This window comes from Streptomyces dioscori, from assembly GCF_003024195.1.
Lineage (GTDB): Bacteria > Actinomycetota > Actinomycetes > Streptomycetales > Streptomycetaceae > Streptomyces > Streptomyces dioscori.
In genome coordinates this window covers 610,887-633,057 of the sequence record NZ_KZ679038.1, presented here as the reverse complement: position 1 = coordinate 633,057, position 22,171 = coordinate 610,887, and the positions used below count along the sequence as shown (strand labels likewise).

The 22,171-nt window shown below is 71.1% G+C and carries 16 protein-coding genes and 1 pseudogene; 12 read left to right on the top strand and 5 right to left on the bottom strand.

The genetic code is table 11. The annotated features are described in order from the left end of the window. Positions 1–213 precede the first annotated feature (213 nt). The 10 genes and pseudogenes from C6Y14_RS02695 to C6Y14_RS02655 all read left to right on the top strand — a co-directional run bounded on the left by C6Y14_RS02695 (position 214) and on the right by C6Y14_RS02655 (position 12,640). A complete protein-coding gene (locus C6Y14_RS02695; protein WP_225890850.1) occupies positions 214–2,421 on the top strand; it encodes an MMPL family transporter in 2,208 nt (735 codons plus the stop codon). 76 nt (positions 2,422–2,497) lie between these two features. Further along, positions 2,498–3,220, top strand: a complete 723-nt coding sequence (locus tag C6Y14_RS02690; protein WP_107014773.1) for a response regulator transcription factor — start codon at positions 2,498–2,500, stop codon at positions 3,218–3,220. Next, positions 3,217–4,653, top strand: a complete 1,437-nt coding sequence (locus C6Y14_RS02685) for a sensor histidine kinase (RefSeq protein WP_107014772.1) — start codon at positions 3,217–3,219, stop codon at positions 4,651–4,653. The genes C6Y14_RS02690 and C6Y14_RS02685 overlap by 4 nt, the downstream gene beginning before the upstream one ends. A gap of 247 nt (positions 4,654–4,900) precedes the next feature. Beyond that, on the top strand, positions 4,901–6,028 hold the full coding sequence (locus C6Y14_RS02680; RefSeq protein WP_107014771.1) for an ABC transporter substrate-binding protein: 1,128 nt from the start codon (positions 4,901–4,903) through the stop codon (positions 6,026–6,028). A 47-nt stretch (positions 6,029–6,075) separates the two neighbouring features. Beyond that, the gene (locus C6Y14_RS02675; RefSeq protein ID WP_199854602.1) at positions 6,076–7,770 is read left to right on the top strand and encodes an ABC transporter permease; all 1,695 of its coding nucleotides are present in this window, start codon (positions 6,076–6,078) and stop codon (positions 7,768–7,770) included. Next, positions 7,763–8,878 carry an ABC transporter ATP-binding protein gene (locus tag C6Y14_RS02670; protein WP_107014769.1) on the top strand — a complete coding sequence of 372 codons (1,116 nt, stop codon included), beginning with the start codon at positions 7,763–7,765 and terminating at the stop codon, positions 8,876–8,878. Before C6Y14_RS02675 ends, C6Y14_RS02670 begins: the two co-directional genes overlap by 8 nt. Further along, positions 8,862–10,253 (top strand): acyclic terpene utilization AtuA family protein, encoded by a 1,392-nt coding sequence (locus C6Y14_RS02665; RefSeq protein WP_107014768.1) that lies wholly within the window; start codon positions 8,862–8,864, stop codon positions 10,251–10,253. The genes C6Y14_RS02670 and C6Y14_RS02665 overlap by 17 nt, the downstream gene beginning before the upstream one ends. Continuing rightward, a pseudogene (locus C6Y14_RS44435) lies at positions 10,246–10,551 on the top strand (DUF4387 domain-containing protein); the annotation flags it as partial. The gene C6Y14_RS02665 and the pseudogene C6Y14_RS44435, both read left to right, overlap by 8 nt. 27 nt (positions 10,552–10,578) lie before the next feature. Then, positions 10,579–11,370 (top strand): class II aldolase/adducin family protein, encoded by a 792-nt coding sequence (locus C6Y14_RS02660; protein WP_404828713.1) that lies wholly within the window; start codon positions 10,579–10,581, stop codon positions 11,368–11,370. Between the two features lie 226 nt (positions 11,371–11,596). Next, positions 11,597–12,640: an SGNH/GDSL hydrolase family protein gene (locus C6Y14_RS02655; protein ID WP_107014766.1), complete on the top strand. Its 1,044-nt coding sequence runs from the start codon at positions 11,597–11,599 to the stop codon at positions 12,638–12,640. A 60-nt stretch (positions 12,641–12,700) separates the two neighbouring features. Here the strand turns inward: C6Y14_RS02655 and C6Y14_RS02650 are convergent, their stop codons facing one another. Beyond that, a complete protein-coding gene (locus C6Y14_RS02650) occupies positions 12,701–13,645 on the bottom strand; it encodes an NAD(P)-dependent oxidoreductase (protein WP_107015161.1) in 945 nt (314 codons plus the stop codon). Next, entirely contained in the window at positions 13,620–14,756 is a 1,137-nt protein-coding gene (locus C6Y14_RS02645) for a tartrate dehydrogenase (RefSeq protein WP_107014765.1), read from the bottom strand. The genes C6Y14_RS02650 and C6Y14_RS02645 overlap by 26 nt, the downstream gene beginning before the upstream one ends. 125 nt (positions 14,757–14,881) lie before the next feature. Between C6Y14_RS02645 and C6Y14_RS02640 the strand changes: the two genes are divergently transcribed. Beyond that, positions 14,882–15,811, top strand: coding sequence for a LysR family transcriptional regulator (locus C6Y14_RS02640; protein ID WP_225890849.1), 930 nt, complete (start codon positions 14,882–14,884; stop codon positions 15,809–15,811). A gap of 81 nt (positions 15,812–15,892) precedes the next feature. Here C6Y14_RS02640 and C6Y14_RS02635 read toward each other — a convergent pair whose 3' ends face one another. Beyond that, a complete protein-coding gene (locus C6Y14_RS02635; RefSeq protein ID WP_159074154.1) occupies positions 15,893–16,558 on the bottom strand; it encodes a GAF and ANTAR domain-containing protein in 666 nt (221 codons plus the stop codon). A gap of 518 nt (positions 16,559–17,076) precedes the next feature. On the opposite strand from C6Y14_RS02635, the gene C6Y14_RS02630 reads away from it, so the two are divergent. Continuing rightward, positions 17,077–17,871: an SDR family NAD(P)-dependent oxidoreductase gene (locus C6Y14_RS02630; RefSeq protein ID WP_107015159.1), complete on the top strand. Its 795-nt coding sequence runs from the start codon at positions 17,077–17,079 to the stop codon at positions 17,869–17,871. An 85-nt stretch (positions 17,872–17,956) separates the two neighbouring features. Here C6Y14_RS02630 and C6Y14_RS02625 read toward each other — a convergent pair whose 3' ends face one another. Together C6Y14_RS02625 and bdeA are read right to left on the bottom strand one after the other, a co-directional pair. Then, positions 17,957–20,785, bottom strand: coding sequence for a helix-turn-helix transcriptional regulator (locus C6Y14_RS02625; RefSeq protein WP_225890848.1), 2,829 nt, complete (start codon positions 20,783–20,785; stop codon positions 17,957–17,959). A 401-nt stretch (positions 20,786–21,186) separates the two neighbouring features. Then, positions 21,187–22,047 (bottom strand): bis(hydroxyethyl) terephthalate hydrolase, encoded by an 861-nt coding sequence (gene bdeA / locus C6Y14_RS02620; RefSeq protein ID WP_199854628.1) that lies wholly within the window; start codon positions 22,045–22,047, stop codon positions 21,187–21,189. Positions 22,048–22,171: the final 124 nt, after the last annotated feature.

Here is a 22,171-nt window from a genome sequence, read left to right as displayed (position 1 = left end):
GAACATGGTATTTGCTACAGCATAATTGTCAAACAAGCCAGCCGGACAAGCCAGCCGGACAAGCCAGCCCGACAGGCGAGCCGATCGTGGAGAAGGCCGTCGAGAAGTCGTGAGGAAGGCCGTCAAGAAACCGTCAGGTTCGGCGTGGGGCGGCCGTCAAGTCCGCCGAGCAGCATCAGTGCCTCAACCACCTAACCCCTGGGGGATGCAGGCATGGCAGCACTTCTGTACCGGCTGGGCGCTCTCGGCGCCCGACGGTGGCGAACGATGTTGGTCGGATGGCTCCTGGCGCTCGGCGCGGTGACCGGCCTCGGCTTCTCGTTCGCCGGCTCCTTCGAGGACAGCGGTTCCATTCCCGGGTCACCCGCGCAGACGGCGTTGACCAAGATGGACCGTCACTTCCCCTCCCCGGACGTCCAGTCCGCGGACATCGTGTTCCAGGCCCCGCCCGGCCGTAAGGTGACCGACCCCGAGTTGAGCGGGTCACTGGCGTCCGCCGTCGCCGCGATGGGGGACGTGCACGGCGTGGCCGAGGTCGGTGACCCGGTCCAGGACGACACCGTCTCCGAGGACGGACGCATCGCGGTCGCGCAGGTCGCCTTCACGACGAAGAAGGACGAGGACGTGCCCGCCGGCACGCTCGACGGAGTGAAGGAGGCGGGGGAGCAGGCCCGGCAGGCGGGCCTCAGGACGGTCTACGGCGGTGACGCCTACGCACCCTCGACCTCCCCCTTCGGACCTCCCGAGCTGGTCGGGCTGGGCGTGGCCCTGGTCATCCTCGTCATCACCTTCGGTTCGCTGCTCGCCGCCGGACTGCCGCTGCTCACCGCCGTCCTCGGTGTCGTCGGCACCATGGCGGCCATGATGGGCGCGGCCACGGTGCTCGGCGTGAGCGACAGCGCACCCACCCTGGCGATGATGCTGGGGCTCGCCGTGGGCATCGACTACGCCCTGTTCATCGTCTCGCGCCACCGGGCCCAACTCGCCACGGGAATGCCCGTGGTGGAGTCCGTCGCCAGGGCCAACGCGACCGCGGGCAGCGCGGTCGTCTTCGCCGGTGCCACCGTGGTCATCGCGCTCGCCGGACTCTCGGTGGCGGGGGTCCCGATGCTGACCTCCATGGGCCTCGCGTCCGCGGGAGCCGTGGCCGTCGCCGTCGTGCTGGCGCTCGGACTGCTCCCCGCACTGCTGGGCATGTGCGGCCGCAGGCTCACCCCCAGGGCCGGCACCCGCTGGCGCCGGCGAGCGGCACGAGTACCGGTCAGGCCCTCCCTGGGCGTGCGCTGGACCGAAGGCGTACTGCGCCGGCCGGTGCGCACCCTGATCCTCGGAACCGTCGCCCTCGTCGCCCTCGCCCTGCCGGCCCTTCAGCTCAAGCTCGCCCTGACCGACGAAGGGAACAGCCCCGCCACGACATCGAGCCGTCAGGCCTACGACCTGGTCGGTGACGCCTTCGGAGCCGGGGCGAACGGCCCGCTCGTCATCCTCGTCGAGGACGACGACCCGGCCGCCGTCGCTGCTACGGCCACCGCCGTCGAGGACAGGCTGCGGGACGTCAGGGGCATAGCGGACGTTAGCGGTGTCGACCTGGCCGAGGACGAGTCGGCCGCACGTATCCGGATCATCCCCGACACCGGACCGCGTACCCAGGAGACCAGCGACCTGGTTTCCCGCCTGCGCACCGAGATGAAGCCCCTCGCCGCGTCCGGGGGCAGCTATGTCGCCGTCACCGGCCTGACCGCGGTCAGCATCGACGTCTCCGACAAACTCAGCGGCGCGCTGATCCCCTTCGCGGTCGTCGTGGTCGGCCTCTCCCTGCTCCTCCTGATGATCGCCTTCCGGTCCGTCGCCATACCCGTCAAGGCCACCATCGGATTCCTGCTGTCCGTAGGAGCCGCGTTCGGAGCCACCGTCGCGGTCTTCCAGTGGGGCTGGCTGGCCGGCCTGCTGGGGGTGGCGAGCACCGGGCCGGTGGCGGGCTTCATGCCCATCATCGTCATGGCCGTGCTCTTCGGACTCGCCATGGACTACGAGGTGTTCCTCGTGTCAGCCATGCGGGAGGACTACGTCCGCCACCGCGACGCCCGCGCCGCCGTCCTCACCGGGGCCCGCAACGCCGCCCGCGTGGTCACCTCCGCCGCCCTCATCATGATCTCGGTCTTCGTCGGCTTCCTGTTCTCGCACGACGCCGATATCATGCCGATCGCTTTCGCCCTGGCCTTCGGAGTCATGGTGGACGCCTTCCTGGTCCGTATGACGCTCGTGCCGGCGGTGCTGGCTCTCCTCGGGGACCGGGCCTGGTGGCTGCCCCGGCGCCTCGACCGCTTCCTGCCCCGGCTCGACGTGGAGGGCGAGAACTTCCACGCACCCGACGCCGCGACCCCGGCCGCCGACAAGCAGCCCTCTGCCGTGAGCGGCTGACCGGCCTGTGTCGGTGGAACCCGGACCTGTGTCGACGGCCCTCGGGCAGCCCGACCCGCCCGTACAAGGAGCACGTATGAACGCCGTCGACGCACCCGGCACCACCGACCGGGTGCTCGTCATCGATGACGACCCCGGCATCAGACGCCTGCTGATCTCGGCCCTCGGATTCGCCGGATTCGAGGTGGACGTGGCGGGCGACCTGACGGAAGCGCTCGAACAGGTCGCCCGCACGCCCCCCGACGTCATCGTTCTCGACGTCATGCTCCCCGGCGCCGACGGTTTCGAGATCCTCCAGCTGCTGCGCGACCGCGGTATCGGGGTGCCGGTCCTCTTCCTCACCGCACGCGACGCGATCGAGGACCGGGTACGGGGGCTGCGGCTCGGCGGGGACGACTACGTCACCAAGCCCTTCAGCGTCGTCGAGGTCGGCGCCCGGCTGCAGGCACTGCTCCGGCGGGCCCGCAGCGGGGCGCCGGCCGCCCCCGAGGAGCCGGCGCTGTCCCTCGCGGACCTCACGATGGACGACCCCCGGCACGAGGTCCGCCGCGCGGGCCGCCTCCTCGACCTCTCACCCACCGAATACCGTCTGCTGCACTACCTCCTGAGCCACCAGGGCCAGGTGCTGTCCCGCGCCCAGATCCTCGAAGCGGTCTGGCAGTACGACTTCGGCGGGGACACCGTCGTCGTCGAGCGCTTCGTCTCCAACCTCCGCCGCAAGATCGACCACGGCCACCCGCCCCTGCTGCACACCGTCCGGGGCGTCGGCTACACCCTCCGGGAGCAGGCCCGCACATGAGACTCCGCGACCGCCGCGTCTGGTCCTTCTCCAGTGTCCGTCTGCGTCTGCTGACCGGCCTGGCCGTACTGCTCGTGTCCGGACTGACGGCCAGCGCCGTCATCACCGGCTTCCTCCTGGAGAACTACCTGGACAGGCGCTACGAGAAGACCCTCGAAACGTACGCCGACCGGATCACCGAAGTCGTCGGACGTGGCCCGCAGACCGCCGACGCCGACCAGCTCGGCACACTTCTGGGGCCGCCGCTGGGCCTCGTAGCCGTGGACGCCGACAACAACGTGCTGCTGAGCACCGGTTCCGCCTCCTCGGTCGCCCGCCCGGTCGCCGAGCTCAGTACGACCGCCCCCGCCGGCACCATCGTCGACTACGACGGGCACGACGAGGAGCACGGTCTCGCGGCGATCCGTATCCCCAGCCCCGGGCTCACCGTCGACCGCGGACCCGGCGAAGCCGACGTACGGCCGGCGGCGCTCGTCCTGACTGTCGACTCCTCGGTCGGTGACGGAACCGTCGCCGTCCTCGTCGAACGCCAACTCGTCCTGGTCGGAGCCGCGTTGCTGCTCCTGCTCGGCCTCGCCGTCATCGTCCTGCGGCTGGGGCTGCGGCCCCTGGCCCGGATGGCCCGTACCGCCGACGCCATCGCCGAGGGCCACCTCACGGAACGGCTGCCCGCCACCCGGAACGGCAGCGAGACCGACCGGCTCGCCGAAGCGGTCAACCGGGCCTTCGACGCCCAGGCCCGCGCGGAGGCGACCGTGCGCTCCCTGGCGGCCGACACCTCCCACGAACTGCGCACCCCGCTCTCCACCATCTCGGGCTGGCTCGACCTGCACCGCCAGGGCGGTGTCTCCGGACCGGGCCTGGAGACGGCGCTCGAACACATCGAGAACGAGGTGGGGCGGATGCGCCTGCTCGTCGAGGACCTCGCCCTGCTCGCGCGCCTGGACGCCGGCCGTCCCGTCGAGCGGCACGACGTCGACCTCACGGCGCTGGCCGCCAGCGTCGTCGAGGACGCCCAGATCATCTATCCCCAGCGCGACATCACCATGGCGCCCGCGCCGGAGGCGGCTGTCGTCGGCGAGACCGGCCGCCTCCAGCAGGTCCTGCGCAACCTCGTCGGCAACGCCGTCCAGCACACGCCCGCCCGGACCGCCGTCCGGGTCGAGATCAGCCAGGACAGCAAGGACGTACACCTGCGGGTCATCGACGACGGTCCCGGTATCCCCGCCCAGGACCTGCCCCGCGTCTTCGAACGCTTCTGGCGCGCCGAGGCCAGCCGCAGCCGCGCCTACGGCGGTTCGGGTCTGGGCCTGGCCATCGTGGAGGCCATCGTGCACGCGCATCAGGGGCAGGTACGGGTGCAGTCCGAGGTGGGAGTCGGCACCACCGTCACCATCCGGCTCCCGCACGCTCTCCGCGGTGCAACTGGTTGACAATCATGCTGTAGCAAATACCATCTCCTCCGTGGGGTGCTTCGGCTCCGCGGGGCGATCGGCGGCCCCGCCCGGCTCCTCGTCGTACACAGCCTCCGTCGGCGCGCTGACCCCCTCGAACGCTGAGCCCCACACCCACCATCCGCATCCCGAGTCATGCGTACCGGGCCACGCGTTCCGTGCGCCCCGTCCAGGCATCTCACCGTCCGCCTACAGCACTAGTGCTATAGCAAATAGTGGAGGATCAATGATGATCTCGCTCCCCAGGGCCAGGGTCTGTGCCCTGGCAGCCGCCTGCATGGTCGTTCTGGCCGCGTGCGGAGGCTCCACGGGTACGGACGGGTCGGCGAAGCCGACGTCCTCGGTCGACGTGGGCAAGGCGGCGCCCGTCACCCCCCTCGACGCGGCCACGGTGGCCAGGGCCCAGAAGCAGGGGTCGGTCCTCCTCTACACGAACGCGGACGCCGACCAGATGGCGCCGCTCACCAAGGCCTTCGAGGCGAAGTACGACGGCATCAAGGTGCGCGTCCTCAACATGAACGACCCACAGACCTTCCAGCGCTACGCCACCGAATCCGCCACCGGTGTGCGCACCGCGGACGTCGTGATGGCCACGGACGCGGTGGAAGTACTGAACTTCGTCAGCAAGGGCAATGTCCTCGACTACAAGGACCCCAACCTCAAGCACCTTCCCGCATACGCGCAACTGGCGCCGGGGGTGGTCTCCATGTCGGAGGACCCGCTCGTCGCCGTGTACAACACCGCTCTCATTCCCAAGGACAAGCAGCCCAAGGATCTCGAATCCCTCGCCGCGCTGTCCAAGTCCCTCAAAGGGAAGATCGGGACCACCGACATCAGCAACCCGCATTCCTTCGGCGCGGTCAGCAATTACACCGCCGCGCACGGTGACGCGGGGTGGCAGAACATCGAAGCCCTCGGCCCGAACACCGGCGTCGAGTCGGGCAACGGAAACCTCATGCAGAAACTGGCCCAAGGCCAGTACCAGGCCACCTATTTCGTGGCCGGATCGGTGCGTGCGCTGATCGAGGGGGAGGAGGCGGCGAAGATCCTCAACTACACGTATCTGACGGACGGAACGCCGCTTCTCCCGAGGGCCGTCGCCGTCACCAAAAAGGCGAAGTCGCCCGACGCTGGAAAGCTCTTCGTGAACTTTCTGCTGTCGGTCGAAGGACAGGAAGCCGCCTGCGAGGGCGGATTCACTCCGTACCGCGACGGAGTGGACTGCGCCTACGGTCTGCCGGCCGTGGAAAAGGTCGTCGGCGCCGACAACATGATGCTCGGCGGCTATCCCAAGGACATCGTCAAGAACAAGCCGGAAATCGTCGACCGCTGGAAGAAGGCGTACGGCCGATGAGCACCGCGCAACTCCGGCCGCCACCGGCCCATACCCCGCCGTCGCCTGTGAAACGACCCCGACGGCGGTGGCTCTCGACCAACGCGAGCCACTACATTCTCTGGGCACTCGCGCTGCTCGTCATCGTCGGTTCCGTCATCCCGGTCGTGGCCGCCGCGGTGTGGTCGACCCCGCTGTACGAATCCGGCGGGCATCTGACATGGGACAACTTCGACGCGCTGCTCACCGACCGCGACTGGTGGACCGCGGTCACCAATTCGATCCTGTTCGCCGCCCTCAACACCGCCGGATCCCTTCTCGTCGGTGTGACGTGCGCATTGTTCCTCACCCGCACCGACGTTCCCGGACGCCGTGTCCTGACGACATTCCTGCTCGTTCCGATCGCGCTGCCCGGACTCGTCCTCATCATCGGCTGGGCGGCCATGTGGACCCCGGCGGGATTCGCGTCCTCCTGGCTTGAGGCGAACACCGTCCTGAGCATGCCGGTCGACCTCTACAGCATTCCCGGCATGGCGATGGTCGCGATGAGCGTGGCCTCACCCACCGTCTTTCTGCTGTGCCGCGGGACCCTGCTGTCGATCGACCCGTCCCTGGAGGACGCCGCCCGCACATCGGGAGCAAGCCCCCTGCGCAGCCTGCTCTCCGTGAGCCTGCCGCTGATGCGTCCTGCGATCACCAATGCGGCGCTCCTGGTCTTCGCCCTCTCGATGGAAGTCCTGGGACTGCCACTGATTCTGGGCTTCTCCAACAAGATCAGTCTGATCTCCACGTATCTCTACGACCACTGGGTGAACGAATCCCAGCAGGGCCTGGTGTCCGCCGGCGCGGTGTTCCTGCTCATCACGGTCTCCGCGCTCCTCGTTCTGCGGAACAGGCTCGTGGGGGACACCGCGCGCTTCACCACGACCACCGGAAAACCAACCGGTGTCCGCGTACTCAAGCTGGGGCCCGCACGCTGGTTCACAGCGGCCGCGATCGCCTTCTTCCTTCTCGTCTTCGTGGCCGTACCGCTCGCCGGAGTCTTTCTGGCGGCATTCACCTCCATCCTGTCGCCCTTCATCTCCCCGTGGAGCGTGCTGACCTTCAGCAACTTCTCCGCCGTGTTCGAGAATCCGCTCTACACCGACTCGATCGTCAACAGCCTTCTCATCGCGACGGTCGGCGGGGCGCTCACGACGCTTGCCATCGCCGTTCTCTCGGTGATCGCACACCGTTCCCGTTTCCGCTTCCGCGGATCCCTGCAACAGGGCATGCTGTGGCCGCGCATGATGCCGGCGCTCGTCACCGGTATGGCCTTCTTCTGGAGTTTCGCCCTCCTCGACAGGTCCGGGGCCATTCGCGCCAGCCTGTGGGGCATCGGCATCGCGTTCGCCGTCAGAAGTCTCGCCCTCGGCTACAGCGCCTTCTATCCGGCGCTCGCCGGAATCGGCGCCGATCTCGACAACGCCGCCCGTACCTCGGGTGCCACCTGGTGGACGGCCATGCGCACCGTCGTCCTGAGACTCGTCGCACCCGCCATGGGCGCCTCATTCGTGCTGCTTTTCGTGGCCATGCTCAACGACGCCGAACCTGCGGTCTTCCTCGTCACCGACGAGACCCCCGTACTCGGCCTCACCATGCTGCAACTCGCGGCAACAAGCATCGGCGGGACCGTCGCCGCGTTGGGAGTAATCCAGATGGTCATCACCTTGGTCGTCCTGGGCGCCGGCCGCGCCCTGCTGGGGGTGCGTCCTCGTGCCTAGTCTCCAGCTGAACAAACTCACCAAGCAATTCGCTGAGCACACCGCTCTGCACGAGGTGTCACTCACCGTCCGGGACGGCGAGATATTCACCCTGCTCGGCCCCAGCGGCTGCGGAAAGTCCACCACCCTGTGGTCGATCGCCGGCCTGCACCGGCCCGACTCGGGCAGCATCGCGTTCGGCGACCGTGTCGTCTTCGACCACGGACACGTCAACATCGAACCGGAGCACCGCAATTGCGGTGTCGTGTTCCAGTCCTACGCCATCTGGCCGCACCTGTCGGTCGCGGCGAACGTGGGGTATCCCCTCAAGCTCCGGAAGACCCCCAAGGCGGAGCGCGACCGCCGGGTGCGGGAAGTCCTCGAACTCGTCGAACTGGGCCGCCACGCGGACCGTTACCCCCACGAACTGTCCGGCGGCCAGCAGCAGCGGGTCGCGCTGGCCCGCGCCCTCGCCCACCCGCCCGACCTGCTGCTCCTCGACGAACCCTTCTCCAACCTGGACGCCAAACTCCGCGACCGCTCCCGGCAGTGGCTCAAGACACTCCAGTCACAGGTCGGGGTCACCACCGTCTTCGTGACCCACGACCAGGACGAGGCCCTGTCCGTCAGCGACCGCGTCGCCGTCATGGACCAGGGGAAGGTACGCCAGGTCGGCACCCCCACCGAGATCTACGAGCACCCGGCCGACCTGTTCGTCGCCGACTTCGTCGGAACCGCCAACATCCTGGCCGCCACGGTCGTCGAGGCGGACGGCGCCCACGCGGTGCTCCGCGTCGACGGCGTCGGCGAACCGCTGAAGGTGCCGCACACGGACAGGCGCCTGGGGCCGGTACGCATCTGCATCCGCCCCGAGAACATCGAGATCCAGCGCGGCGGCGGCGATGTGCGCCGACCCCACCACACGCTGACGGCCAAGGTCGACAACCAGGCCTACCTCGGCGACCACTACCGGTACACCATCCGCATCGGCGGCACCCCGGTGATCGTGACCACCACACGCCCGGCGGCCACCGGCGAACTCACCGTCAGCCTTCCGCCGGACGACATCCGCGTCTTCCACGAGGAAGCCGACTCCAACGAGGAGAACCACCATGCCCCCGTCCACTGACCCCGCAGCCCGGGTCGGAATCCTGACGCCGTCCGGCATGCTCGGGGCCGGCTTCACCCCGGAGAGCATCGAGCGCGGCCTCACTCTCCAGCCGGACGTCATCGCGGTCGACGGCGGATCCACCGACTCCGGACCCCACTACCTCGGCGCCGGTGTCGCGAAGACCACCGCCGCCGCGGTGGGCCGCGATCTGCGCATCCTCCTGAAAGCCGCCGCCACCGCGGACATCCCCCTCATCGTGGGCTCCTGCGGCACCAGCGGCACGGACTCCGGCGTCGACTGGGTGGCGGGGATCGCGGAACAGATCATGGCTGAGGAAGGCCTCGATCTGAAGATCGCCCGGATCTACAGCGAGCAGGAAGCCACGTTCCTCAAGGACGAACTCGACGCGGGACGGATCCACCCCCTGGCCCCGCACGGCCCCCTGGATCCGGAGACCCTCGAAAGCTGCACGCACATCGTCGGCATGATGGGCCACGAACCCTTCGTCGACGCCATCAACGCGGGCGCCCAGGTCGTCCTGGCGGGGCGCGCCACCGACACAGCCCTCGCCGCCGCCGTCCCCCTGATGCTCGGCATGCCGGCCGGACCCACCTGGCACGCCTCCAAGATCGTCGAGTGCGGCGGACAGTGCACCACGGACCCGCGGGCCGGAGGCGTCTTCGCCACCGTCGACCAGCAGGGTTTCACCATCGAACCCCTCGACCCGGCCAACGCCTGCACGCCGATCTCGGTCGCCGCGCACATGCTGTACGAGACCGCCAACCCGTACCGGATGCGGGAACCTGCGGGCACGCTGGACGTCACGGACGCCACCTACACGGCACTGGACGAGCGCCGGGTACGCGTCGAGGGATCGCGCTTCGAGCCCGCCGAGCAGCACACCGTCAAACTCGAAGGAGCCAGGGTCACCGGCTACGAGACCGTCTCGTTCACCGGCATCCGCGACCCGTACATCGTCGCCAACATCGACCGCTGGGCGGCGCTCCTGCGGGTCATTCTCTCCGAGCGCGTCAGCCAGACGCTCGGCCTGACCGACGACGACTACGGCCTGGACATCCGCCTCTACGGCCACAACGCCATTCTCGAAGACATCGACCCCGACTCCGGCCCGCCCCGCGAGGTCGGCGTCATGCTCCTCGTCAACGCACCCTCGCAGGCCGCCGCGACAGCGATCGCCAAGGTCGCCAACCCCCTCATGCTGCACCTCCCGCTGCCGGAGATGGAGTACCTGCCCAGCTTCGCCTTCGCCACCTCACCGGCGGAGACCCAGCGCGGGGCGGCCTACGAGTTCGTCCTGAACCACGTCGTCGACGTCGACTCGCCCACCGGCATGTTCCGCACCCAGCACTCCCGCGAGGTCTCCCATGTCTGAGCACGCCACCCGCCGGCCCGTGCTCGGCGACTACGCGACCGAGATCCGCTCCAAGAACGCCGGACCCTTCTGGGTCACCATGGAAACGTTCATGAAGGACAGCGCCGGTTACGCCGTCGCGGCCGACGAGTCCTTCCTCAACGAGGCGGTCGTCGCCGACCTCTACCGGGTGGACGCCGAGCAGGTCCAGATCTTCCGCATCCCGGCACTGAACGTCGTGAAGATCTCCTTCCCGCGCCCCGTCACCCAGGCAGGTCTCCGCGACCGTGACATCCACGCCGGCCAGCACCACGTCCCGCTGGCCGCCTTGCGGGTGCCCGACCGGCTGACCCGGGAGGACCTGGTCCCCATCCCGGAGGAGGAACTGATCTTCCGGCTCCCCACCGTGTTCACCGATGCGGCCGCCGAACGACGTCACCGCAAGGAACGCCTCGCGGGCGCCCTGCGCATCTTCGGCCGGTTCGGGTTCGAGGAAGGCGTCGCCGGACACATCACCGCACGCGACCCGGAGTTCCCCGACCACTTCTGGGTCAACCCCTTCGGTGTGTCCTTCAAGCACGTGAAGGTCAGCGACCTGCTGCTCGTCAACCACCAGGGCGATGTCGTCCAGGGGCGCCACCGGGTGAACCGGGCCGCCTTCGCCATCCACGCGGCCGTCCACGCGGCACGGCCCGACGCGGTCGGCGCCGCCCACAGCCACTCGGTGTACGGCAGGGCGCTGTCGGCGACGGGCCAGCGGCTCGAACCGATCACCCAGGACGCCTGCGCCTTCTACGAGGACCACGGCTGCTACGAGAACTACTCGGGCGTGGCCGACGACCCGGCGGAGGGCCGGCGCATCGCCGAGGCGCTCGGCGGCCACAAGGCGGTCATCCTGCGCAACCACGGCCTGCTCACGGCGGCGGGCTCGGTCGACGCCGCGGCCTACTGGTTCATCACCATGGAACGCTCGGCCCAGGCCCAACTCGCCGCCAAGGCAGCGGGATCGACCATCCAGATCTCCCACGAAGAGGCCAAACACACCTACGGGCAGGTGGGCTTCGACCTGGCGGGCTGGTTCCAGTTCCAACCGCTCTTCGACCAGATCACCCGCACGGACCCGGACCTCTTCGACTAGAGCCCGCTCCACCGCCCGCTGTCGTACGCAATCGGCGGGCGGCGGGGGTGTGCGGCGGGCGGTGTGCGGTGGTGGCACGACGATCTGATCAATTAGCTCGATCGGGGGGTGGTGGACCCCATTCCCCGAAAGGGGTCCATCAGCGGCGTGGATGCTCTTGGGCGTGGTGCTTTGCGCCCTGGTGCACGTTCCGGCCCGGGCGTCTCTTGCAGATCCTGGAGGATCCATGCGACACCGTGTCTCCCGCCCGCGCAAGCGAGCGCTGGCCGTCGGACTCGCGCTGCTAGTGGCCGTACTCGCCCCCTCGGGGTCAGCCGGCGCGGCCGACCAGTACGAGTGGGCCGCGCTGGGTGACTCGTACACCGCCGGGGGGTTCGTCGGAGCCCCCCAGCCCGCACTGGGTGACCCGTCGCGGGACGGCTGTGACCGTACCTCCGACGCCTACCCCGGCGTCGTCGAGCGGGAACTCGACGAGTTCCCGCCGGGCAAGCCCGTCCACCTGACCAACGTCAGCTGCGGCAACGCCACCATCGCCGACATCGCCAACGCCAGGCAGACGCCGATCAGCCCGGTTCAGCCGCCCGCCGACGGCTGGCCCGCGGTGGACCCGCAGATCCAGCGGGCCGGACTCAACGACCGGACCGACGTCGTCACCGTGGGTGTCGGCGGCAACAGCCTGCCGTTCGGCGGCATGCTCCTGACCTGTCTGACGCAGGGTGCGACCGGCGCGTCCTGCCGCGACCACTACACCGATCCGCCCGAGGGCGAGGAGAGCATCCAGGACAAGCTCGCCCGGGTCCAGGACGAGTACATCGAGATGCTGGCCCGGGTGCACCAGGCCGCGCCCAACGCCAAGGTGATCACGGTCGGCTACCCGGCCGTTCTGCCGGAGGAGGGCAGTGCCTGCAACCGCCTCTCCCTCAGCGAACTCGGCTCGGTCACCCACGCCGACGTCGACTGGCTCCGTGACGACGTCCTCAAGCCGCTGAACAGCACGATCAAGCGGGTCTCGGAGTTCTTCGGCGACCGCTACGTCGACGTGTACTCCTCCAGCGTGGGCCACGACGCCTGCCGGCCCGCCGACACCAAGTGGGTCGAGGGAATCTGCGGGGCCGCCGAGGACTACTGGCCCGGCAACCTCCCCGGCACCCTGCTCGACTGCCGTCTCATCGGCAAGCGCATCACCCTGGTCCACCCCAACGCCGCCGGACACGCCAACGCCGCCGCCCACGTCGAACGCGCCATCCGTATCGCCCTCCTGGAACGCTGACCGAGCCCGCCCTCTGTCGCCGGGGCCCCGGCACCCTGCCAAGTGACCCCGGCCGACACATCAGTTGACGGTGAACCGGGCCCGTCCCTCCAGCGCCGCCACGAGTTCGGCGGCGCCCGCCAGGCCCGCCGCGCGGCGGGCCTGCGCGGTCTGGCCCGCGAGGTGGGAGTAGACGGTGATTCCCTCGACACCCCGCAACGGACTGTCCGCCGGGAGAGGTTCGCGTGTCACCACGTCGAGTGCCGCACCCGCGATGCCGCCCGTGCGGACCGCGTCGGCGAGCGCCCGCTCGTCGACGACGGCCCCGCGGGCGGTGTTGATCAGCACGGCCGTCGCCTTCATCCGTGCGAAGGCCGCGGCGTCGAACATGCCCCGGGTGCTGTCGGTCAGCGCGGTGTGGACCGACACGTAGTCGGAGACGGCCAGCAGTTCGGCGAACGGCACGAACCGGACCCCGAGGTCACCGCGCAACCCCTCGGGGACACCGGTGGCGCACACCACGTCCATCCCGAACGCTCTGGCCAGCGGGACGACGGCCCGAGCGGCCGCGCCGAATCCGACGAGACCGAGTGTCGCCCCGCGCAGCTCGTGACCGTCCTCGCGCGGCCACCCGCCGGCCAGCACGCCCGTGGCACTGTGGACCAGCCGGCGCGCGGAGCCGAGCAGCAGGCCCAGCGTGTACTCGGCCACGGCGTTCGCGTTGATCCCGGGCAGGTTGCTCACGCCGACACCGAGCCGTCGCGCGGCCTCGATGTCGATGGAGTCGTACCCGACACCCGTACGCACCACCACCCGCAGCCGTGGAGCACGGGCCAGCACCCCGGCGGTCAGGGGCTCGTTCGCGACGAGCGCCGCGTCGATCCCGGAGAGCGCGGCCACGAGTTCCTCGGGATCGCGTCGTCCGACCATCGGAACGTGGCGCGTCTCAAGACCGGCCGCCCGGAGGTAGTCGTCCACCTCGTCGCCGGGACGCAGATAGTCAGTGGTGATCAGGACGCGTGGCACGCTCCGCCGCCCTTCCCGCCTTCGCGCCGGCGGCCCCTCCGCCGATCCGCCGTGCGACGGCCGACCCGAGCGCCGTCGTCGTCCCGTCCCCGCCGAGATCCGGCGTGCGGACGTCCGGCTGCCCCTCCAGGACCGACTCGATGGCGGCGACCACGTCGGCGGCGGCCGCGGCCTCGCCCAGGTGCTCCAGCATCATCGCGCCGCTCCAGATCTGCCCGATGGGGTTGGCGATGCCCTGCCCCGCGATGTCGGGGGCCGACCCGTGCACGGGCTCGAAGAGGCTCGGATGGTTCCGTGCCGGGTTGATGTTCGCACTCGGCGCTATCCCGATCGTGCCGGTGCAGGCCGGACCCAGGTCGGAGAGGATGTCCCCGAACAGGTTGCTCGCCACGACGACGTCGTACCGGTCGGGCCGCAGCACGAACTTGGCCGCCAGGATGTCGATGTGGTCCTTGTCGGCGGTCACCCGCGGATAGCGCAGTGCCATCTCGCTCGCCCGCTCGTCCCAGTAGGGCATGGAGATCGAGATCCCGTTGCTCTTCGTCGCCCAGGTCAGCTGCCTGCGCGGCCGGGAGTCGGCGAGTTCGAAGGCGTACCGCAGCACCCGGTCCACGCCGACGCGGGTCATGACGGTCTCCTGCAGTACGGTCTCGCGCTCGGTGCCCTCGAAGATCCGCCCGCCGATGCTGGAGTACTCGCCCTCGGTGTTCTCGCGCACCACGTAGAAGTCGATGTCGCCCGGACCGTGGTCGCGCAGCGGACCGCGCACGCCCCGCAGCAGCCGGACCGGACGCAGATTGACGTACTGGTCGAACCCGCGCCGCATCTGGAGAAGGCTTCCCCACAGCGACACATGGTCGGGGACGGCCTCGGGCCAGCCCACCGCGCCGAAGAAGATCGCGTCGAAGCCGCCCAGCACGCTGTGCCAGTCCTTCGGCATCATCTCCCCGTGGCGCGTCCAGTAGTCGGCGCTGGCGAAGTCGAACTCCTCCACGTCGAGGACGAAGCCGTACGCGTCGGCCGCGGCACGCAGGCACCGAAGCCCTTCGGGAACGACTTCCCGGCCTATGCCGTCCCCGGGCACGACGGCGATGCGGTAACGCTGTGGCACGACTGCTGCTCCTTGCTCGATGCTGGTACGGCTCCTCACTGTGGGCGTCGGCGAGGCCTGTCACAATGGGCCACCGGGCAACCCAGACTTTCTCCAGCGGAAAACCTGCCCGGACGGGAGACGGCGTGGACGCGGACGGGAAACCCATGAAGTCGTCCGTCGACGACCTGAAGTTCTTCCAGGTCGTGGCAGCCGGCGAGACACTCACGGCGGCGGCGCGCCGGCTCGGCTGGTCCCTTCCGGTGGTCAGCAAACGGCTGAGCGCACTGGAGAGCCGTCTCGACGTGCGGCTCGTCCAGCGGGGCACCCGACGCCTGGTGCTGACCTCGGAGGGCGCCCTGTACGCGAGCGGGCTCGACTCGATCCTCGACCGGCTCCGCGAGCTGGAGGACCAGGTGACCGAACGGTCCGGGGAACTGCGCGGCGCGCTCGTCGTCCAGGCGACCCTGGGCCTCGGGCGGGCGCATGTCGCCCCACTGCTCGCGGAGTTCGCGGTGGCGCACCCCCAACTGCAGGTGCAGCTGAACACCTCGGCGTTGCCCCTGCGCCCGCATCGGCGGACCTTCGACGTGGCCGTCCATGTGGGCAGTCCGCCGGACTCCTCGCTGCGGATGCGCCGGCTGGCGGAGAACCGCCGGGTGCCGTGCGCGTCGCCCGCGTACCTGGCACGGCATGGCGCGCCCACCTGCCTGGAGGATCTGGCGCGGCACGACTGCATCGTGCTGCGCGAGAACGAGGGAGACTACGCGCTCTGGCGGTTCGGTGATGTCAGCGATCCTCGCCATGTGCGGGTGCGGGGTCCGCTGCAGAGCAACGACGGGGACGTCGTGACCGGCTGGGCCCTGGAGGGCCGAGGCGTGATCATGCGCTCGGAGTGGCAGGTCCGGCCCCATATCGAGCGCGGAGACCTGGTTCGCGTGCTGCCGCACGTCCCGACGCCCGCGGCCGACATCTATGCCCTGCTCGAAGACGACGGGCATGTTCCCCGGCGGGTGACCGAGCTGATCGAGTACCTGGCGGCGCGGCTGCCGGGGCGGCTGGCACGGCAGGTCTGACGCGACTGTTTCTGGCGGGGAAAGGCTGGGTTGCCCCAGGTGCCGTACCCCTTGCGCGAGTGTCGGCAGCCGTACAGGTGCTCAGCCGTGCCGCGACAGGACGTCCTCGGTCAGGTCGGGGAGGGGGCGCCCTGTTCCCAGGGCCGTGGAGCGCAGCCGTGCCAGTGCTTCGGCGGGCGTGATGCCCAGCCGCTCGGCCATCACGCCGGTCGCCACGTGGGTGCGCTGCCAGTGGGCGTCCAGCACGGGGGTGATCCTCGCGGTGAGCAGGATGAGTGCCGCGGCCCGTACGGCCAGCCTGGCGGCCTCCTCCGCCTCGACCCCCAGCGGACCGGCCTCGAAGCGCAGCATGTCGGCCGTTCCCAAGTGCGCGTGGCCCTCCACCAGCGGAAACGCGTAGATGGCACCTACCGTGGACAACCGCTCACGGGCCAGCGGGCCGAACAGGGGCCACGGGGTCACGGCACCTTGGAGGTCGTCGACCATGAGCGGCCTGCCGATCGCCGCGGCCGACACACACGGTCCCTCGCCCACCTCGAACTGCAGCTCCTCCAGGCGCTGGGCCGCCGCGTTCGTGGCGTACAGCATCCGCCGGTGCGGTGTCTCCGTCCACAGGGCCAGGGTGACCGCGTCCACCGGCAGTACCTCGCACAGGGCCTCGGCCACCCGCTGGGCCATCCCGCGCCCGTGATCGGGCCCGGTGGCCGCCCGGACCACCGCTTCAGCGGGCCACGGGTCGGCAACCATGTCGGCCTCACTCTCCACACGTTTCCCCGGAGTCCCGCCGGGAACGGGGTGCCCTCCGGGTTTCCGCCCAGGACACTTCCAAACGGGAGGCGACCGGCCTCCGCCCGGTCCGTGGTCACCCCGAGCCATGGTCACCCCGAGTCATGTGACCGGCCTTGCTTCCGATCATCGCCGCTCCTCCTCTAGGCTCGGCGCAGGCGCGGTCGGGCTCTCGACCGCAGCACAGGCTCCCGGCCCCCGAGCCCTGACCGACTGCCGAGGCCGGCCGGAGCCGCATCGCCGACATCGTTCGTGGTTCCGGTCCTGCCCTCCTGGCGCGTCGGCGAGGCAACTCCCGCCGTCTCGCCCGGCTGCCAGGAGGGCAACTCGCACGGCGGCCGAACCGCCGCTCCGCGCCGAAGCGGCGATCCGGACCCGGCGGCGCGGCGACCATCTGGAGGTTCTGAGCAGGCGTCCCTTGTTGCAGGAGTGGCTGAATGGGTACCCAGCCGACGAACGCAGAGGAAGGGGCGTACGAGATGCGCATCGATCTGACCGGCCGCACGGCACTCGTCACCGGGTCCACCCAGGGAATCGGCGCGGCGATCGCCACCGGCCTCGCACGGGCCGGCGCCCGGGTCGCCGTGAACGGCCGGAGCGAACAGCGCGCCGAGGAGAGCGCGGCCCGGCTGGCCGAGGACGTGCCCGGCGCGGACGTGGTACCCGTGGCGGCGGACGTGACCACCGAAGAGGGGGCGGCGCAGGTCGTGGACGCCCTGCCGCAGGTGGACATCCTCGTCAACAACCTCGGGATCTTCGGGTCCGCGGACCCACTGGAGATCACCGACGACGAATGGCGCCGCTACTTCGAGGTCAACGTGCTGGCGGCCGTGCGGCTGATCCGCTCCTACCTGCCGGGCATGACGGAGCGGGGCTGGGGGCGCGTCCAGAACATCGCCAGCGACTCGGCCGTCGTCATCCCCGCGGAGATGATCCACTACGGCATGTCGAAGACCGCCCTGCTCGCGGTGAGCCGGGGCTTCGCGAAGGAGGCGGCGGGCACCGGCGTCACGGTGAACTCGGTCATCGCCGGCCCCACGCACACGGGAGGCGTCGAGGACTTCGTGTACGGGCTCGTCGACCGTGACCTCCCGTGGGACGAGGCCCAGCGTGCCTTCATGAAGGAGCACCGACCGCAGTCCCTGCTGCAACGGCTGATCGAGCCGGAGGAGATCGCGAACATGGTCGTGTACCTCAGCTCCGACCAGGCGTCGGCCACCACGGGGGGCGCGCTGCGGGTCGACGGCGGATACGTCGACTCCATCCTGCCGTGACGCCGGCCGGCCCACGTGCGCTTTCTCCCGCTGCCGCCTGTTCCCTCCTGCTCCCGCCTGTTCTCGCGGACACTGCCAGGGTCGCTCAGGCAGGGTGTGGGCTCTCCCTGACCGGCTGCTCCACCATCCGTGACAGTTCGACCCGCGAGCGCACCCCGAGCACGGCGAACACCTTCCGCAGGTGATAGTCCACCGTGCGGGTGCTCACGGCCAGGCGCAGCGCCACCTCCCGGTTCGTGGCGCCCTCGGCCACACAGCGTGCGATCCGCAGCTGCTGCGGCGTGAGGCCGTCCAGCGCACCGGCCCGCGCCGCGGCCGGAGCGGCCCCGTTCGCCCTGAGTTCGGCCCGCGCCTGCTCCGCCCAGATACGGGCGCCGCAGCGCTCGAAGGCGACCAGCGCGGCCCGCAGACAGCCGCCCGCCTCCCGGAGCCTGCGCCGTCTGCGCAGCCACTTGCCGTACAACAGCCGCGTACGCGCCTGCTCGAAGTCGCCGCCCGCCTGCGCGTGCAGGGCGAGGGCGTCCTCGTACAGTGCGTCGGCCCGGTCCGCGTCGGCCACCAGCGCGCGGCACCGGGCGAGTTGGGCGGGCGCCTGCACGTCCGCGCCGAAGCGCGCCCACAGCGCGAACTCCTCGACGACCGCGCGGGCGTCCTCCCGCTGCCCGGCGAGCACGGCGGCCTCCACGTAACAGGGCATGACCAGCATGCGTACGGCGAAGTGGCCACCGTCCGGGCCCGGACGGACCAGCGGGCCGAGCCGGGCAGCCGCCTCGAACGGACGCCCGCGCCCCAGGTCGGCCCGGCCCGAGGCCCATTCGGCGAGGGTGGCCGCCTGCATCAGCCCGTGACGCCGTGCGGTGGTCAGCGCGGCGTCCGCGTGGCGCGCGACGAGCGTCGACTCGTCCGCGATCGACGCCGCCAGGGCCAGCACGGCATGGTGGTGGGCCGCCACATTGCTCTGCCCGTACCGCTGCGCGGCTCGAAGTCCCTCCTCCGCGTGCGCCCGGGCCCGCGCGTGCTGCCCCGTCCTCAACTCCGCGTACGCCAGCAGCTCCAGGGCCCGCGGTACGGCCGCCTCCGGGCCGTGGGAGCGGGCCGTCGCGAGGGTCCGTGCGCCGATCCGGCAGGCGGCGGGCACGTCCCCCAGGAGGAGGGCCGCCGCGCCCGACCACAGCAGCCGCTCCGGCCCGTCCTCCTCCCAGGCGTGTTCGACCACGCGTCGCAGCCAGGGGATGGCCCGGCCGAAGTCCCGTTCCAGCATCGCCCGCATGCCGTTCAGGTAGTCCCGCGGCAGGCCGTCAGGTTCGGCGGCGGGGGCCGCCGAGTGCGGGACCCCGGAACGGGTGGCCGCGCGGGCGACGGAGGCCCGCCCCGCGGCTCGGCGGACCGCCGGCCGGTCCGCGCCCGCCCGCCCGTGCACGACCGCTGTCGCCGTCGCCACCGCGGTACGGTCCGCCGCGTTCAGTGCCCGCAGACAGGCGACGGAGTCTCCCGTCGCCCAGGCGGCCTCCGCCGCGGCGAGCCCCGCGAGCAGGGCGTGCGCCGGATCGTCGGCGGCGAGCAGGGAGCGGGCCAGCAGCAGGGCCTCACCGGCGTCGGCCGCGGGGCCGTCACGCAACGCGAGGACTCCCCGCACCCAGGCCGAACGCCCCCGGACGACGGCGGGCAGGGCGCCGCCGTCGACGGCCCGGCCGACCAACCGGCGGGCCACCCGCGCCCGGCCCGCGAGCAGCGCCTGCCCGGCCGCCGAGGTCAGGTGCTCCGCCCGTTCGCGCGGGTCCGCCGTCAGCTCCGCGGCCCGGACGTACGCCACCGAACGCTGGGCGCGGGACGCGGCGACGCGCGGGTCGGCCGCGGCGGCGGACAGCTGGTCCGCCAACGGCGGGGCGTGCCCGGCGACCGACCAGGCCCGATGGAGGAGCGCGACGAACCCGTGCCCCTCGCTCTCCAGAACGCGGGCGAGGGCCCGGTGGGCCGCGCGCCGCCGGTCGGGAGGAGCACAGGCGTGCACGGCCCTGCGGATCAGCGGGCCGGCGAGGCGGAACCGGCCGTCGGACAGCGCCAGCACGTCCGGGAGCCGGTCAGTGTCGAGGGCGGTCCGCGCCCGGCCGAACCGCGCCGCCGCCCCGCGGACCAGGTCGGCGTCGGCGCCGACGCCCTCGGGGTCGTGCTCGTGCGCGGCCGCCACCAGCAGGAGGAGGTCGAACGCGGCGGCCGAGAACCCCGCCGGCTGCGCGCCCGCCACACTCCGCAGCGCTTCGGCGTCGGGCAGGGGCCACGGCAACCGGCGTGCGCCGGACAGCTCTTCGGCGGACAGCCCGGCCACCAGCGCGCGCAGCAGGGCCGGATTGCCCTGGGCCTCGTCCAGCAGTTCCGCGCGGACGGCCGGGTCGACCGGCCCGTACGCCGCGCCGTCGAGCAGCGCGTCCATGGCGGACGACGGCAGCGGGCCGAGCGTCAGGACGGGCAGTGCGGCGAAGTCGGGATCGGAGGCGTGCGGCCCGGCGACCGTGAGGAGCAGCCGCACCGGCCCGGCCGCGGGGAGCCGTCGGGCGGCGAAGCCCAGGGCGGCCCGCGAGGGAGCGTCCCACAGGTGCGCGTCGTCGACGCACACCAGCAGGGGTGAGCCCGCGGCGGCGTCGGTCAGCGACCGGAGCAGCCACTCCGGTGCCGTCCCGGGATCCGGGACGCCGATGGTTCGTCCGCCCGGGAGACCGTCGGCGGCACACCGCAGCGCGTGGACTCCGCTCAGCGGCAGTGCGGACTCCGCACGACTGGCCCGTACGCGCAGCACGGGCCCGGCCGCGAAGGAGCGGGCCGCCCAGGCGATCAGCGCGGTACGGCCGAGGCCCGGATCCCCTGCGAGTACGAGCACCGGGGCGTCCGGGCCGGACAGGTCCGACACGGCTGACAACGCGGCGAGTTCCGCGCTCCGGCCGTGCAGCGGAAGAGAGCGCGGTGGAGGTGACTGCGGTGGAGGTGACTGCGGTGAGGGTGACTGTGGGGGTGACTGCGGTGCGGGAGACCGCGGTGGGGGAGACTGGGGCGCGTTCGTCCGTCCGGTCATCCCTGTGACGTTACTTTCGCGCGGCGAGAGGCGGAAGCTCTCCGTCCGGCGCCTCCCGGCAGGCGGTTTCCCTCTCCCACCTGCGCCGACACGGCCCGGGGCCGGGATTCCCGTGTACGTGTGCCCAGCGGCGGCATCGCAGATCTGTGCGGCCGCACAGCCGTGCCCGGAGAGCCGCGCCGGCACAGCGCCGGTGGGCGGCCGCGTTCCCCGCACGACCGCCCACCGGCTGCTCATCGGGTGCCGACTCAGGAGGTGTGCGGGCAGTTGCCCCGGTACTCCTCGATCGTCAGGCTCGGCCGCGGCAGCGGGCAGAGGAACTGCTCGTAGCGGGTGTCGTTGTCCACGAACCGCTTCAGCCAGGAAATGCTGTACTTCGCGATCGTCGTGTTGGACGAGTTCGGCGTGAAGTGCGTGGCGCTGTTGAGTTCCAGGTACGCCTTGTCGGTGGACGAGGGCAGGCTTCCGTAGAACGGCTCCGCGTGCGAGGCGACCGGGGCGATCGTGTCACCGTCCGCTCCGAAGACGAGGGTGGGTGTGCGGACCTCGGGCCAGGACTTGTCGGTGTTCCAGGGGGTCAGCGGGATCGCCGCCTGCAGGGCCGGGCGGGACTTGGCTGCTTCGAGGCTGCCGCCGCCTCCCATCGAGTGGCCCGCCACCGCGAGCCGGCTGCTGTCGATCCGGGTGCGTACGCTGCTGCGCTCGGTGAGGTAGTCCAGTGCGGCCAGCAGTTGGCGGCCGCGCGAGTCGGGCTGGTCCAGGGTCGTCAGGGTGTCGATGGTGAAGACGACGAAGCCCTGGGAGGCCAGCCGCGGTCCCAGCCACGCGATCGAGGACTCGGTCGCGGTGTACCCGGGGGAGATGGCCACCGCGCCGAACGTCCCGTCGCTGGTGCTCGTCGGGTAGTACACGGTTCCGCCGCCGAAGCCGGTGACCGACAGCGACGAGACGGACGTCTGCGACACGCTGTACGAACCGCGTGCCGCCTCGATGCTCGACGTGGTGGGGGCGGGGCCGCGCTCGTAGGGGTTGTCCGCGGCGTGCGCCCCGGGAGTCGCCAGGGAGCTGAGACCCACGACGGCGGCCAGCGCCGCGAGGGCACCGGTCATCCGCTTCGCGGTCCTGCCCCCGCGGTCGCGGCGGCTGTGGACGGCGGACCCGGGGGAAGGCGTTCCGGGGGTGAGCGAGCTGTTCTGCGAGTGCTGCTGCACGACGAAGTCGTCCTCTCGGCCG